The organism is Coleofasciculus sp. G2-EDA-02 (assembly GCF_040226375.1).
Classification (GTDB): Bacteria; Cyanobacteriota; Cyanobacteriia; order Cyanobacteriales; family Coleofasciculaceae; genus Coleofasciculus.
Genome location: NZ_JAVKEW010000019.1, coordinates 14,684 through 30,300 on the forward strand (window position 1 = coordinate 14,684; position 15,617 = coordinate 30,300).

The window sequence follows — 15,617 nt, forward strand, 5'->3', positions numbered from 1 at the left end:
CCCCGACTTCTTGAAGAAGTCGGGGAGCTACTTTAATGAATTTTCATCAGCTTAATCTACTCCTTCAATTGGGGCAAACCCCTGACGCTGGATATTTTCGGTAATCGTGCGCGGTTCTAAAAATTGGAGTAAATAATCTGGTCCTCCCGCCTTAGAACCTACCCCTGATAGTTTAAACCCGCCAAAGGGTTGGCGCGAAACAATTGCCCCCGTAATTGTGCGGTTAATATAGAGATTGCCCACTTCAAACTCTGTAGATGCTTGGTCAATATGAGACGGTGTGCGGGAATATAATCCTCCCGTCAGGGCATATTTTGTCCCATTTGCCACAGCCAGGGCGTCTTGAAAATCTTTGACTCGAATCACCGCTACAACCGGACCAAAGATTTCTTCTTGGGCAATTTTGGCATCGGGTGAAACGTTAGTAAAAATAGTTGGACTAACAAAATAACCCGTTTCCGGGACTTCACATTCCACCGCAATTTCTGCCTCTTGCCGCCCTTTTTCAATATAGTCCTGAATTCGATTTCTGGCAGTAGCATCAATCACCGGTCCGACTTGTGTACTGGCTAATTCAGCCGCACCAATATTGAGCGATCGCGTGGCTTCGATTAATCGTTCCACTACGGTATCATGGATAGGGTCGAGGACGATTACCCGTGAACAGGCAGAGCATTTTTGACCACTATACCCAAATGCCGACTTCACCACTCCTGCCACGGCTTGATCCAGATCCGCACTCTCATCCACAATAATGGCATTCTTACCCCCCATCTCCGCAATCACCCGTTTCAGGTGAGTTTGACCCGGTTGTACAATCGCAGCATCGGCATAAATCCGACATCCCACCTCTTGAGAACCGGTAAAGGCGATTAAATGAGTATCTGGATGCTTCACCATATAAGCCCCCACCTGGGAACCCTTACCGGGAACATATTGAAACACTCCCTGGGGAATTCCAGCTTCGACTAATATTTCTGCCAGTTTCGCTGCAATCACGGATGAGGTTTCGGCGGGTTTAAGCAGGGTACAATTTCCCGTGACTAACGCCGCTACCGTCATTCCTGTCGCAATTGCCAAGGGGAAATTCCAGGGAGAAATAACGACTGCAATTCCTCTGGGTTGGTAGACATAGCGATTGGTTTCCCCAGCCACATCATAGATATACCCTTGGTTCAGCCGTTCCATTTCATCCCCATAGTAACGGCAAAAGTCGATGGCTTCTGAGACTTCCGCATCGGCTTCTCGTAAGGCTTTGCCGACTTCTAAGCATATCCAAGCAGAGAGTTCTTCCCGGCGCCCTTCCATTAACTTAGCCGCTTGACGCAGAATATCCGCCCGTTGTTTTACCGGGGTGCGACGCCATCCGGGAAAGGCGGCTTTGGCGGCGTTTAATGCCGTTTCGGCTTGTTCAATGGAGAGTAACCCAACTTTACCGATAATTTCACTAGGATTGGCGGGATTAACGGAGTCAACGGTTTCGGTTGTGGGTTGATAGTCGCCGTTAATTAAGGGATAGTAGGTTTTTCCTAGTTGTTGGCGCACAGTTTCCAGGGCGGTTTGGGCTTTTTCCCTGGCTTCGGCTTGGGCATAATCGGTATCGGGGGCGTTGGGGAATTGTAGAGACGCGCCAGGGAATTGTAGAGACGTTGCATGCAACGTCTCTACAGGTTCCTCGGCGATAACCGGGGGTGCGATTAATTCTTCAACGGGGCGTTCTTCTAAACTTTGGCGGAGGAAGGAACTATTGGCGGTATTTTCTAGTAAGCGACGAATTAGATATGCCATTCCGGGTAAGAGTTCCCCGTAGGGCGCATAAACCCGCACCCGATGACCCCGTTGCACTAAGGCTTTTGCTAGTTGATCCCCCATTCCGTAGAGGACTTGCATTTCAAAGTTGCGACGGGGGATATTTAATTGTTCAGCAATGGCGATGGCTTTGGCTTGCGATCGCACGTTATGTGATCCTATGGCAGCATAGAGATACTGGTGATTTTCTAGCAACAGTTGGGTCATTTCCTCGAAATTGGCATCGGTGGCGCTTTTTTGGTTATATACGGGTTGTTGCCAATGGTTTTGTAAGGATTTAATCGTTTCTTGATCCCAATATGCCCCTTTGACTAGACGCACGGTGAGGGGGTTGCCACGTTGTTTTGCCCAGGTGATAATATCGTTTAGATCCCTTTTACTATCTTGTAGATAGGCTTGCAGGGTGATGCCTAAGTCGGTGCGATCGCGGAATTCCTCTTCTATCAACAATTCCTTGAGAATGCCCAGAGTCATGTCTTTATAGACATACTGTTCCATATCAAAGTGAACCGCCGCCCCCAATTCCTTTGCACGACGTAACAGAATCCGGATGCGATCGCACACCCGTTTTTTGCTACCCTCTGGATCTAGGGGGTCAAATTGGGAATAGAATGCGGTTAACTTAACCGAGACTTGAACTCGTGATAATTCTTCCCCATCCGCTTCGTCAATTTCCGACACCGTTGACCAATTTTTCGCTTCCTGGGTAAGTTGTTCCATCAAATCCAGATAGCGTTCCAGATAAGACTGGGCTTCGGCTTCGGTAATCACGGCTTCCCCTAGTAAATCTAGGGTAAATGCCATCTTATCCTTCCGCAGGCGTTCAATTGTTTTAATTGCCTGCTTAATTGTTGCCCCAGCGATATACTTATTTGCCAGGGTTTCCACGGCGGTGGATACTGTTGAAGCCGCCAACTGTCCCGGCATGGAGTCAGGATTAGCAAAATTGAGTAAATTTTTCAGTGCGGCGGGGAGTTCTACAGATTCATCCCCCAAATATTCTTGCAAATGACGGGCAACTTCTGTCTTACTTCCCAGGGCGGGTAAGGCATCAATGAAGCGAAAAAGCTGCACCCGCAAACCTGGATTACTCATCGCCCAGGCTAGGAGTTTATCATCCCAGCGCATTTGATCACGCATTTGGGCAAAAAAGGAGCGTTTTTGCCGAGTGGCGTCTAGGAGGTGTTTGGCGATTTCGGTGGTTTGGGTTTCGTAGATGCTATTGGCGACTTGTACAACCACGGGCGGGTAGACTCCTAATTCTGGGCTAAAGCATTTATCTGGAACTCTTTATTATATCCGGCTAGAGCCAATCGTGCACGGACTCTCTTGCTCCCCTCTCCCCTCATTCCCCCCTTTCAAAGGGGGGCTAGGGGGGATGGAGAGGGGCTGGGGGTGAGGGGTTTAGCTTAAGTTGACACTGATGGGTTACCAAGCCCGTACAACGTTTTGTTTTAATCCCTGATAGGGATTATAGAGGATTGCGACTCCAAAATTTCCTCCCTCCGGCTTGGGGGGACAAGGTTTCAATCCCTGATAGGGATTATAGAGGATTGCGACTCTAGCTCATACCCAGCTAAAACGAATGAGATTGGTTTCAATCCCTGATAGGGATTATAGAGGATTGCGACTATTGTATTAGGGAAAGCGACGGGGTTCTTGATTCGTTTCAATCCCTGATAGGGATTATAGAGGATTGCGACGTCGGTTTTTACGTCCAGCAGCCACGGATTGATAGATGTTTCAATCCCTGATAGGGATTATAGAGGATTGCGACGGGATTAGCCCGGTCATGTCTTGTACGAATAATTGTTTCAATCCCTGATAGGGATTATAGAGGATTGCGACAGTCATTGTCGGAAACGCTTTTGTCAAGTCGCAACTCGTTTCAATCCCTGATAGGGATTATAGAGGATTGCTACGGGGGGGAGAATCATCCCACTCCCCATCCTTTTGGTTTCAATCCCTGATAGGGATTATAGAGGATTGCGACCAAAATATTGACGAAGAGGATGGCTTGGATTGAAGCTGAGTTTCAATCCCTGATAGGGATTATAGAGGATTGCGACGATCTTTAGACCATACAGTAGAAATTCGGCAAATGTTTCAATCCCTGATAGGGATTATAGAGGATTGCGACTAGGAATAGTGTTATACCCATTCGGTTTGAAGCTGGTGTTTCAATCCCTGATAGGGATTATAGAGGATTGCGACGTTTAATTTTTTCAGGTTTTTTGATTTATCAAGACAAAGTTTCAATCCCTGATAGGGATTATAGAGGATTGCGACTTCCAAATTGCAGATTCAAAAATTGTTGTGCGAGGTTTCAATCCCTGATAGGGATTATAGAGGATTGCGACGCAAATAGAGGAGATACAGCGATCGCGGGCTGAAAGTTTCAATCCCTGATAGGGATTATAGAGGATTGCGACTCATTAACGGAGGAATGCAATGGAAGACATATTGAGTTTCAATCCCTGATAGGGATTATAGAGGATTGCGACTTCTTGAGTTCGCCGCTAGTAGGATCTAAAAATTCGTTTCAATCCCTGATAGGGATTATAGAGGATTGCGACGAATTTATGGAAATCTTGCTTAAAAGTTGATTATGTTTCAATCCCTGATAGGGATTATAGAGGATTGCGACACTCTGCGGTTATTTTTGTAATGTGTTTAAGTTTAGTTTCAATCCCTGATAGGGATTATAGAGGATTGCGACTGCAGACCTCTGAAACGCTTGCGGTATTTAGTTTTCAAGGTTCGATGGCGACTACCTCCTCTAAATATAGCATTTCAGCCCTCGGTTTTGGCAACCCCTCTCCCACAAAAACGCCTCAAATCCTTTCTGAATAAGCCTTTCAGCCATGGCGACCACCCCCTGATCCGCGAAAAAGGCTGTATCCCTTACCCCATAAGGATTACAGCCTCAAATTTTGACTCCTCAAAAAAAACACCTACTGGTAGTCGCATCAGACAAAGAAAATCGAATTATCCTGAAGCGGTTCGCCGCCGATGCGCTCAACCTTTCCTTGACAACAGCCACAGAGGAAATAAAAGCAAATACTGTCCTAGTCTAGCTTAATCACCTGTCAGACACCAGACGCGATCGCAACTTAGCCTACTCGGTATCACTCAAACTGCACTCCAACACACTCTACTGCATCCACTGCCCCATACCCACCACTTGACAAAAAAACGTAGGGGCGCATGGCGTGCGCCCATAAAATCGACATGTTAGTGTAAAGCCAATCAATTTAAAGTCAGCTTAGTTAACCCCTTTAGTTCAGTGATATTCAACTCCTCTTACTTGTGCAAAATAGCCTCTTTCAATGTTGAGATGCGCTCAAGTACGCTGTTGATTTCCTCTTGTGTGAGTCCATATTCAGCCAGTGATTCAGCCAAGTGATTGGCTATTGCTTCAAAGTGTTCGGCTTGTAAGTCTAATCCAGCGTGAGCTCTTTCCATTGAGCGTCCACTGTATTGATTTGGCCCCCCCAACGCATGGGAAACAAAAGCGGTTTGATGACGCCGTTGCTTTTCCATATCGGTGTGAGCAAAAAAGTCATTAACGATGTCGTCTGCTAAAACGCGCTTATAAAAATCATCCACAATTTGAGCAACAACTGGCTGTCCACCTAGCTTTTCGTATAAGTTGAGGGTTGGTGATGTAGGCATATTCGTTTCTAAAACTTAGCAATTTACACTTAGTATTTTATCACGGTGTTGAATGACTTTACATCTCTCTAGGGTACAGCAATAGCGGAGTGACGTATCTTGCTGTAAGTTGGATTAAAACAACTATTCTTATATTAATTTAAAAGAATAAAAAAGTCCAGATTATAGAGACATGCATATCATGTCTCTATAATCTGGAAATAAAAGGCTTTCCTAATGCTGTCTTGGGTATCATTCCCCCCGAAAGACCCAAAGTAATGCTTTATCCGTTGGCTGAGTTTTGATGAGGAAGAACTAACTCGGAGTTAGAATTACCAGACTGAGAATTTCCGGTTGTATCCGTTGGTAGAGGAGAATTGCGGAACATTAATGTATAGATATCAGTGGGCATTTCGATATTTGCCTGTTGCAGTGCTTCTTTTATACTTTGACTGACTTGAGATGTCATCGTCAAAAACCCTAATCGCCGCGAATCCACCCAAAAGCGTACTTCCAGATTCACCGTACTCGCCGCTAACTCCATTACTAAAATTTCGGGAGGCGGTTCTTTTTCTAACCCTGGAAGTGCAGACAGAGTAGTTTTAATTACTTGTTTAGCATGGCTAATATCGGCATCATAGTCAATACCAACCATAATCGAACTACGACGGCGTGGCGAAGCCGTATTATTAATAATACTGGCAGAAAATACTTCTTGATTCGGAATATACACTAACCGCCCATCATAGGTTCTCATCGTGGTTGCCCGGAGGTCAATCTGAGTAATCGTACCCTCATAATCACCAATAACCACCTGATCATTAATACCAAAAGGTCGGGCAGCGAGTAAAATTACCCCAGAGATATAATTACTCAAAACATCTTTGAGACTGAAACCAATCGCCACACTGGTGAGTCCCAACGCCCCTAATAAGGCACCAAAGTCTAGTCCCAAAACCCCTAGGGCAATGACTGAACCCAGTACCCAGACTCCACCATAGCCCAAGCGTCCAATCAGAATTTCTGTACTGCGATCGCCTTCCGTTTGTTGCGCCCAACTAAAGCCAATAAACCGCACCCCTTTCGCCACTCCCCAGGTAATCCCAACCACAACCAGCGCCCCTAATAAAGAGGGGAGATTCGTTATAATATCCCGTAAAAGTTGCCGTACTGTTCCATAAAGACGCTGTCCCACATCAATTGCTAGAGGCGGTTTTTTAATTGCCTGCTCCAGTTGTTCTGCCCATCTTTCGGCTAAGGCTTCCACAGACAAACCAAAATCTTGGGCATCTTGCTGAGTAACAGTCATTAATACTCGATTATTCAATCGCAACGTTGCCACTTGGCGAGGGTCATCTGGATTCACTGTCACCTGTCCCAAAGTTTCCGATTGTGCCAAAAGACTATTAATCCGCCGATTGATAATTTTTGCCCGTTCTCTTGCACCCAAATCCGCAAGGCTACCCACTTGGAAAACAGGTTTACCTCGAACTAAAATATCGGAAAAATAGACTTCACTATCAGGATTACCCAGGGGTGAATTCGCGGACGCTGGTATAGGAACCATCTCGTCTTGGGCGACACTCCGGTGAGGACTAGCCAAGAAAAGAAATCCAGTAGCAAAGACGACAAGGGTGAATCGACGTGAACCGTTAAGTAGGATTTTCATAAGAAGGTCAGTTTTCAGCCAAAACAGATTACATGACCCATCCCTCGTTTGACTTCTAGCTACAGACAGGTTATAACTCAGTCCGCGCAGGCGGACGAAAGTTTGTGTAGCAGCGATTTCAATCGCCTCTTGCTCGTTGGGTTTCGTTCCTCAACCCAACCTACAAATGTGACATGCTTCCCTGTTCACAAATTGACAATGGATAATGAACAATGGATAATGACCCCTCCTTAAAAGAAGAGGATTGAAATTCAGGAAAATCTTTTTTAATTTCTTCGTAAACGAAGAGGTCTTAGACCCAATTAATCAATTGTCAATTATCAATTATTAATTATCCATTGATAAGGATTCAATTCCGATGCCAACGAGTGACACCACCGGGTTGATCAATCAGCGTAATCCCTTGGGCTTTCAGTTCATCCCGGATGCGATCGCCTTCCCCAAAATCCTTCCGTTTCCGCGCCTCAGTACGTTGCTGAATCAGCGCCTCAACCTCCGTATCACTTAACCCACTCGTCGATTCCTGACTGATTTCCTCCCCTTGCGCCTCAAGTCCAAACACCTGCGCCAGTTCCACCAATGTATGCCATTGAGCCTCTAATTCCTGGGGCGATGTCCGGGTTTTCCCTTCATGCACCAAAATATTCCCCTCACGCCCCAACTCTTTTGCCAGTTCAAATAATACAGCTAACCCCTCCGCAAAATTAAAATCATCATCAACAGCGGCTTGGAAGCGTTCTAAAACAGAATTTTGCCGTTTATCAGAGTCTTGCCACCCCAGTTGTTTACCATACTGATCACCAAAGAGCAATCCATCTTTCAACGTATGCCAACCATTCGTCGCCGCCGCCAAAGCATCATCGGTAAAATCTAAAGGCTTGCGATACTGTGCCTGCAGGACAAACAGCCGCACCGCCATCGGATCAGTCGCGCGATCAAGTAAATCCCGAATGGTAATAAAATTACCCAAAGATTTAGACATCTTTTCACCATTCACAATCACCATCCCCGTATGTAACCAGTAACGCGCCAAAGGTTGACCTGTCACCGCTTCCGACTGGGCAATTTCATTCTCGTGGTGCGGAAAAATTAAATCAGATCCCCCCGCATGAATATCAATCGTTTCACCCAGATTGTCCCGAATCATCGCGGAACACTCAATATGCCAGCCAGGACGTCCCGCCCCCCAAGGGGATTCCCAGGCAGGTTCTCCGGGCTTAGAACCCTTCCACAGAGCAAAATCAAAAGCGTCTTTTTTCTTCGCCGCCTCTGAATCCTCTACCTCAACTCGCCCACTAGCCCCCGCTTGCAACTCATCTAACTTGCGTCCAGACAACTTACCATACTGATCAAAACGACGCACGGCATAATAAACATCTCCGGCGGCGGGGTAGGCGTAATTTTTTTGTTCTAAATCAGAAATTAGTCGTTTAATCCCATCCAGACAATGCGTCGCCCGGGGATAGGCATCCGCATCATTCACATTCAGCCGCGCCATATCCTCAAAATACGCCTGAATGAAGCGTTCAGAGACAGCCTCCATCGATGTCCCCTCTTGTCGCGCCCGATTAAGGATTTTATCGTCAATATCGGTAAAATTCTGCACGTAGTTCACATCATAGCCGCGCCATTGTAGATAACGACGGGCAGTATCCCAGATAATGCAGGTTCTAGCATGACCCAAATGGCAATAGTCATAGGTGGTGATGCCGCAGCAATACATCCGCACCTTATCAGTCTCTAAGGGGGCAAATGGTTCTTTGCGACGGGTGAGAGTATTGTACAGGGTTAAGGTCATGGCACAACAACAGTAAACTCAGTCGTGAGCAGATACGCGATAATGAGAAAGGATTGGCATATCCAGCGTACAGCTTGATGTCTTATTGAATCACACCTGTACGGTATCTTCCTATCGTAACGTGGGGGGGAGAGGGGGAGCTATAGAACCCCATCCTCAACGCAACGAAGTGGAGTAGGGTGGGGATGCCTTCACTCCCCCAAGTAAAAAGCAGATATTCAATATGCCTGCTTTTTACAATCTCTCCCGTCAGATGCTAGGATATCCGACATAGATTTTAAGTGACCATGCTAGTATTCGAGGCAAAATTACGAGGAACAGACGAGCAATACGCCATCTTAGACGAGATGATTCGTACTGCGCGTTTTGTGCGTAATTCCTGCCTTAGATACTGGATGGATAACATTGGGGTCAATAAGTACGACCTCAATAAATATTGCCGAGTACTCAGAGAACAATTTGAATGGTGCAAAAAACTTTCAGCTCAAGCTTGTCAAGGGTCTGCTGAAAGGGCTTGGAGTACCATAGCTCGGTTCTTTAATAATTGCAAAAAAAAGGTTCCAGGCAAGAAAGGATTCCCCAAATTCAAGAAACATCAAACTCACGGCTCAGTAGAGTACAAAGTTGATGGATGGGTATTATCGGATGACCGATTAACCATTACATTTAGGGATGGATTTAAAGCTGGAACTTTTAGGATGTGGGGAACTCGTGACTTGCACTTTTATCAAAAAGAGCAGATTAAACGAGTACGTGTTGTGCGTCGGGCTGATGGATATTATATCCAGTTTTCCATCAACCAAGAACGAACCGAAAAACACGAACCCACTAATCGGATGGTAGGGATAGATGTTGGTTTAAACCATTTCTACACTGACTCTGATGGCAACAAAGTAGAGAACCCTAAATTTTTGAGAAAGGCTTCAAAAACCTTAAAACGCGCACACAAGCGTGTTTCTCGTAAGACTAAGGGTTCCAAAAATCGTCTTAAAGCCATTAAGCGGTTAGGTAAAACGCATCTCAAGGTATCAAGGCGGCGTAAAGACTTTGCGGTAAAGACTGCAAGGGCGCTTGTCCAGTCGGCAGACTTGGTAGCCATTGAAGACCTAAAAGTACGCAATATGGTCAAAAATCACCATCTAGCCAAATCAATATCTGATGCTAGTTGGACATTGTTTAGGCAATGGTTGGAGTATTTTGGAAAAGTATTTGACGTACCAGTGATTGCTGTTGCGCCTGATTACACTTCTCAGGATTGCTCCAATTGCGGACAACTTGTCAAGAAAACCTTGTCCACTCGCACTCATCAATGCCCACATTGCGGATATATTAATGACCGAGACACCAACGCCGCCATTAACATTTTGATGAAAGCGTTGCGAGGTCTTGCACAACTACCGTCGGGCAGACGGAAAGTTACGCCTGGGGATGAGATGACCCCCTGCTCTTGTGGGGAAACCCAAAGGAGTAAGGTTGCTCGACGAGCCAGGAAACCCCATCAGTAATGATGGGAATCCCCACCCTCAGCAGATCCTTCGCAGGCTCAGGAGGGTGGGGAGGATGTCAAATTCTGACGTTTAAAGACAGTTCAACATAGTGCCTTATGCAATCAATCACAACTCAGTCTGCATCCGACCCAACCCTGGACGCTCCGAAACATGGCTTACCTGTGACGATTATTACAGGATTTCTCGGTAGCGGCAAAACTACGCTGCTTAATCATATCTTGAGCAACCAAGAAGGTGTCAAGACTGCCGTTTTAGTCAATGAGTTTGGGGAAATCGGCATTGATAATGAACTCATTGTTACCACCGGGGATGACATGGTGGAACTGAGTAATGGTTGTATTTGCTGCACCATTAATGAAGATTTAGTCAATGCCGTTTACAAGGTGCTCGAACGGGAAGACAAGGTGGATTATCTGGTGGTAGAAACCACAGGATTAGCAGATCCCCTGCCTGTAGCACTCACCTTTCTGGGAACAGAACTGCGAGACATGACTCGCCTAGATTCAATTGTCACAACGGTAGACTGTGAGAATTTTAGTTTGGATCTATTCAATAGCGAAGCGGCATATAGCCAAATTGCTTACGGCGATATCATTCTACTCAATAAAATCGACTTGGTTGATGAAGCCGATGTAGACGCATTGGAGGTGAGAATTCGCGAAATTAAAGAAGGGGCTAGGATTATTCGCACCACTCAATCCCAAGTGCCATTACCGCTGATTTTAAGTGTGGGGTTGTTTGAGTCAGATCGGTATTTTGATGAGTCATCGGAGCATGACCATGAGCATCACGATCATGAGCATCACCATGACCATGATTGTGAGCATGAGCATCACGATCATGAGCATCACCACGATCATGATCACTCCCATCACTTAGAAAATGATGGGTTTACCTCGATTTCCTTTCAGAGTGATAAACCTTTCAATATTCGGAAGTTTCAATATTTCCTGGACAATCAACTGACAACGAATATTTTTCGGGCTAAGGGAATTCTCTGGTTTGATGAAAGTCCAAATCGCCACATTTTCCACCTCAGTGGTAAGCGGTTTAACATTGAAGATGATCGGTGGAAAGGGGAGAAGAAAAATCAATTGGTGCTGATTGGTCAAGATTTAGACCATGATAAGTTGTACCAGCAGCTTGAAAATTGTCTCTGTTTACCCTCGGAAAATCGCGGTAAGGGATTTGGCAAATAGGGTGTTCTGTCGGGGTTGGTTGTGAAGTATCAGTAGAGGTAGGACAATTTAAGCTACAGCCCTCACCCCCAGCCCCTCTCCCAAGCTTGGGAGAGGGGAGTTAAGAGGGAAGCCGTGTCTGGTAAGTGGAATCATGCGATCGCGTTTCTGCTTGCCTTACCCAGAAGCAGTTGCATCTACTCAAAAAGCCCCCCTTTTGAAGGGGGGTTGGGGGGATCTAAACTGTCGCAACCCACGCAAAAATCCCCAATACCTCATCCAAATTCAAAAGGTTCAAAGGTAATCCAAAGATGTTAAGGTCGCGAGAGCCGTCAAATTTGTCCTAACCTTTATGGCGACAGCTATAACAATAGTGCTTCAAGTGATTATGGCAAATCCTCGCCAACTTGCATTCCTCGCCCTACGAGATGTCCACAGCCACGGTGCATTTACAGATATTGCATTAGATCGAGTGCTTCGTAACGCTACTCTCAACCGTGCCGATCGCGCTTTGTTAACTGATTTAGTCTATGGTACTACCAGACAAGCCCGCACCCTTGATGCCTTAATTGACCAACTGGGTAAGAAAAAAGCCCACCAGCAGCCCCCCGACTTGCGCCTAATTCTGCATCTGGGCTTATACCAATTACGCTATCTGCAACGCATTCCCCCTTACTCCGCCGTTAATACCAGCGTAGAGCTGGCTAAAGCCAATCAATTAAAAGGATTAGCTGGGGTAGTTAATGGGGTGCTGCGACAGTACACACGTCTGAAATCCAATCCCCAATCCCATGATCCCTTGCAGTTACCCCCCCACCCCATCCAGCGCCTGGGTACTCTCTATAGTTTTCCCGACTGGATAATCGAAGTGTGGTTAAATCAACTGGGAATCGAGGAAACAGAAGCCCTTTGCCAATGGTTCAACCAACCACCAACCCTTGACTTGCGGATCAATCCCTTGAAAGCTTCTATCGATACTGTAGAGACAGCGATGCAAGCCGCAGGTGTTCAAGTTCAGCGCCTTCCCCAGCTTCCCCAAGCCTTACGCCTAAAAGGAAGTACAGGTTCAATACAAAAACTTCCTGGATTCAACGAGGGATGGTGGACAATTCAAGATAGTAGCGCTCAACTCGTGAGTCATTTACTCAATCCCCAACCGAATCATGTTGTCATTGACGCCTGTGCTGCTCCGGGAGGGAAAACAACCCATCTGGCTGAACTTATGTGCGATCGCGGTACAATCTGGGCATGTGATCAAGCCGCTTCTCGCCTGAAAAAACTCCAAGCCAATACCCAACGGCTACAATTACAATCCATTCAAATCTGCACAGGCGATAGCCGCGATTTCCCCCAATTTACCCAGACAGCCGATGCTGTCTTACTCGACGCCCCCTGTTCTGGCTTAGGGACACTGCACCGTCGCCCCGATATCCGTTGGCGTTGTACTCCAGCCAGAGTTCAGGAACTTTCTGTACTGCAAGGCGAACTACTAACTCAGACAGCCACCTGGGTTAAACCTGGAGGCGTGCTAGTTTACGCCACCTGTACCTTGCATACCCAGGAAAATGAAGCCGTGATTCAAGCCTTCCTTGACCTTCATCCCCACTGGTGTACCGATGCACCCCCGCCGACACTCTCCGCTTTTTCTACCCCTCAAGGCTGGCTGAAAGTCTTACCCCATCAGCATCAGATGGATGGCTTTTTTATGGTGAGATTGAAGAATGTAGGAGATTAGCCTTATGTCTTATGTCCTTTGTCCTTTGTTATGGATAGCCATTCCCTTTTTCCTATTCCCTGTTCCCTGCTGATTAGTAAAGATTAGAACGTCTAAGCGCATTTTTGGGAACAGTTCTGATATAGATATAGCAGAAGTTCTTTGTAGAAAAACGTCATGGTTACAGACTCTCATGTCAAACAGCTTGTGAAGATTCTGATTGGTGCGGCTTGGATAGATGGTCGAATTCAGCCAGAGGAACGGGAGTATCTGCGCCGAGTCGCCCAGCAATCCGGTATGGCTGAAGATCCAGACATTCGACCCCTGTTGAATGAACTCAAATCGGTGTCCAGTAACCAGTGTTATAGATGGGTGCAAGAGTATTTGGGTGATCATCCTAGCCAAGAGGATTATCAGGGCTTGATTGAAGCGATTAGTGCCTTAATTTACAGCGATGGCGATGTGGATACTGAGGAAGCTAAACTTCTCACTCGCTTACAGCTTCTCGATCCCGCCCAGACTTCCCCCAAGTCCACTCAGAATAATGTGCTTAAAGCTATTCAAAAGCTCTACCACCGTTGGATTGACCAGCAAACTTAGTCCTTTGTCCTTTGTCATTCGTCCTTGGTTAGGGAACAGGGAATAGGGAACGGGGAATGGGGAACAGGATCAGGTAGAGTGTTGTCTCATGTCCTTCTGGTCACTCATCATTCCCTTTACCTTGCCCCCTTTTTCCCTTGGAGCCTTGGAGTCCTGGAGCCTTGTCTGCACCATCTCCCCCATATTTTCTCCTTTACCCTAAGAGTCGGTAGGGTTTTTTTTATCGGAAACTAATTGTCCTTAATGATCGTCATTATCTTTTAAAATGTTCCCAAATACAGAGACCACGGGAGCATTTTTTTGCTAAAGTTTATCCAATTAATAGGTTGGGAAATTTTAGGAACATCTGGAATCCTAAACTGTCTAGTTATTTAACAAGACGATTTGTGTTGGAGAACGCCTTTAATGTCTAACTTACTTCCCTGGCAATCTGGAACCGCTGCATTTTTAGCCTTTGGATTAACGGCTGGTGCGATCGCTCCCTTCGTCACAGGTGCATCAGCCCTTGCCCAAACCACAAGTTTCTCAGATGTTTCTTCTAGCTACTGGGCTGAAGACTTTATTACAGAATTAGCACAACGGGATATTATTTCCGGTTTTCCGGATGGCACATTCCGACCTGATGCTCCCGTAACTCGCGCCCAGTTTGCGGCTATGCTGCGTAAGGCAAATCAATCCTTTAATAAAGCCAATCAACGGGGAGCAACGAATTTTGTCGATGTTCCTTCAAGATACTGGGCGTATTCTGCGATCCAAGATGCTTATAAAACGGGATTTATAACGGGTTATCCGGGTAGTGTTTTTAGACCCGAACAAAATATTCCTCGTGAACAAGTCTTAGTTTCATTGGCAAATGGCTTAAATTATTCCGCGAATTCAACCAATGTATTAAGTTACTACAATGATGCGTCTAGCATTTCTAGTTGGGCGCGGACGCCAATAGCCGCAGCTACAGAAGAACGCTTGGTGGTGAATTATCCGAACGTTAAATCGTTAAATCCCCTGCGGAATGCTAGTCGTGCTGAAGTCGCTGCATTTATTTACCAAGCCCTAGTGAGTGAAGGGAAAGCGCAAGTTGTCAGTTCTCAGTACGTAGCTGATCCGACGCCTGTTGCTCAAAATTTCACGATTCCTGCGGGTACAACTATTCCAGTTAAGTACATCCGAGAGAAAATTTTAATTGCCCAAGAAGACGAACAATTACCCTTGACGTTAACAGTTGATGCTAATATCACAACCTCTGATGGCAAAGTGCTGATTCCTGCGGGTAGTGAGGTTGTGGGTACGTTGCGTTCAACCAATGGTGGCGCTCAATTTATCGCCGAGAAACTAGTGATGAATGGTAAGCAGATGACTCTTAATGCTTCGTCTGAAGTCGTTACCACAACAGAAACAATAAGTCAAGGTAGTAATACAGGTACTCTGGTCAAAAATGCTGCACTTGGTACAGCGGCGGCGGCGGCGATTTCGGCGGTAACAGGAGATCGAGCGATCGCGACGGAAGAACTGTTGATTGGTGCGGGCTCTGGTGTAGCGTTAAGCTTAATCCAGCGCTTCCTCGGTCGCAACAGTGTTGATCTGATTGTGATTCAACCGGATACCGATTTGGATCTCAAACTAGATGATAACTTAGTCATCAGCGCCAACTAGATCACCATAGTGTAGAGACGTAGCATGCTACGTCTCT

At 46.1% G+C, this 15,617-nt stretch carries 9 protein-coding genes, 1 pseudogene and 1 CRISPR repeat array; of the genes and pseudogenes, 5 read left to right on the forward strand and 5 right to left on the reverse strand.

Annotated elements, in window-relative coordinates; genetic code table 11:
- Positions 1–51: 51 nt before the first annotated feature.
- The 5 genes and pseudogenes from pruA to cysS form a co-directional block, all read right to left on the reverse strand.
- Positions 52–3,051 carry an L-glutamate gamma-semialdehyde dehydrogenase gene (gene pruA, locus RLO19_RS01505; protein ID WP_446353195.1) on the reverse strand — a complete coding sequence of 1,000 codons (3,000 nt, stop codon included), beginning with the start codon at positions 3,049–3,051 and terminating at the stop codon, positions 52–54.
- 209 nt (positions 3,052–3,260) lie between these two features.
- A CRISPR array of direct repeats spans positions 3,261–4,528; the repeat unit is 37 nt; unit sequence GTTTCAATCCCTGATAGGGATTATAGAGGATTGCGAC.
- A 250-nt stretch (positions 4,529–4,778) separates the two neighbouring features.
- Positions 4,779–4,877, reverse strand: a pseudogene (locus RLO19_RS01510) (CRISPR-associated endonuclease Cas2); the annotation flags it as partial.
- A gap of 235 nt (positions 4,878–5,112) precedes the next feature.
- The gene (locus RLO19_RS01515) at positions 5,113–5,484 is read right to left on the reverse strand and encodes a group I truncated hemoglobin (RefSeq protein WP_446336815.1); all 372 of its coding nucleotides are present in this window, start codon (positions 5,482–5,484) and stop codon (positions 5,113–5,115) included.
- A gap of 262 nt (positions 5,485–5,746) precedes the next feature.
- A complete protein-coding gene (locus RLO19_RS01520) occupies positions 5,747–7,132 on the reverse strand; it encodes a mechanosensitive ion channel family protein (RefSeq protein WP_446353197.1) in 1,386 nt (461 codons plus the stop codon).
- Between the two features lie 349 nt (positions 7,133–7,481).
- Entirely contained in the window at positions 7,482–8,930 is a 1,449-nt protein-coding gene (cysS, locus tag RLO19_RS01525) for a cysteine--tRNA ligase (protein WP_446353199.1), read from the reverse strand.
- A 287-nt stretch (positions 8,931–9,217) separates the two neighbouring features.
- On the opposite strand from cysS, the gene RLO19_RS01530 reads away from it, so the two are divergent.
- From RLO19_RS01530 to RLO19_RS01550, 5 genes are all read left to right on the forward strand, one after another.
- Positions 9,218–10,435, forward strand: coding sequence for an RNA-guided endonuclease InsQ/TnpB family protein (locus tag RLO19_RS01530; protein ID WP_446353201.1), 1,218 nt, complete (start codon positions 9,218–9,220; stop codon positions 10,433–10,435).
- 98 nt (positions 10,436–10,533) lie between these two features.
- Positions 10,534–11,637 (forward strand): CobW family GTP-binding protein, encoded by a 1,104-nt coding sequence (locus RLO19_RS01535; RefSeq protein WP_446353203.1) that lies wholly within the window; start codon positions 10,534–10,536, stop codon positions 11,635–11,637.
- A 367-nt stretch (positions 11,638–12,004) separates the two neighbouring features.
- Positions 12,005–13,351 (forward strand): 16S rRNA (cytosine(967)-C(5))-methyltransferase, encoded by a 1,347-nt coding sequence (locus RLO19_RS01540; RefSeq protein WP_446353280.1) that lies wholly within the window; start codon positions 12,005–12,007, stop codon positions 13,349–13,351.
- A gap of 156 nt (positions 13,352–13,507) precedes the next feature.
- Positions 13,508–13,930: a tellurite resistance TerB family protein gene (locus tag RLO19_RS01545; protein ID WP_446353205.1), complete on the forward strand. Its 423-nt coding sequence runs from the start codon at positions 13,508–13,510 to the stop codon at positions 13,928–13,930.
- A 405-nt stretch (positions 13,931–14,335) separates the two neighbouring features.
- The gene (locus RLO19_RS01550) at positions 14,336–15,580 is read left to right on the forward strand and encodes an S-layer homology domain-containing protein (protein ID WP_446353207.1); all 1,245 of its coding nucleotides are present in this window, start codon (positions 14,336–14,338) and stop codon (positions 15,578–15,580) included.
- Positions 15,581–15,617: the final 37 nt, after the last annotated feature.

Bases quoted from the DNA above. Each gene is read 5' to 3' on its own strand.
- RLO19_RS01545 (WP_446353205.1), top strand. From the start codon at position 13,508: ATGGTTACAGACTCTCATGTCAAACAGCTTGTGAAGATTCTGATTGGT.
- cysS (WP_446353199.1), bottom strand. From the start codon at position 8,930: ATGACCTTAACCCTGTACAATACTCTCACCCGTCGCAAAGAACCATTT.
- RLO19_RS01530 (WP_446353201.1), top strand. From the start codon at position 9,218: ATGCTAGTATTCGAGGCAAAATTACGAGGAACAGACGAGCAATACGCC.
- RLO19_RS01540 (WP_446353280.1), top strand. From the start codon at position 12,005: ATGGCAAATCCTCGCCAACTTGCATTCCTCGCCCTACGAGATGTCCAC.
- RLO19_RS01535 (WP_446353203.1), top strand. From the start codon at position 10,534: ATGCAATCAATCACAACTCAGTCTGCATCCGACCCAACCCTGGACGCT.
- RLO19_RS01520 (WP_446353197.1), bottom strand. From the start codon at position 7,132: ATGAAAATCCTACTTAACGGTTCACGTCGATTCACCCTTGTCGTCTTT.
- RLO19_RS01515 (WP_446336815.1), bottom strand. From the start codon at position 5,484: ATGCCTACATCACCAACCCTCAACTTATACGAAAAGCTAGGTGGACAG.
- RLO19_RS01550 (WP_446353207.1), top strand. From the start codon at position 14,336: ATGTCTAACTTACTTCCCTGGCAATCTGGAACCGCTGCATTTTTAGCC.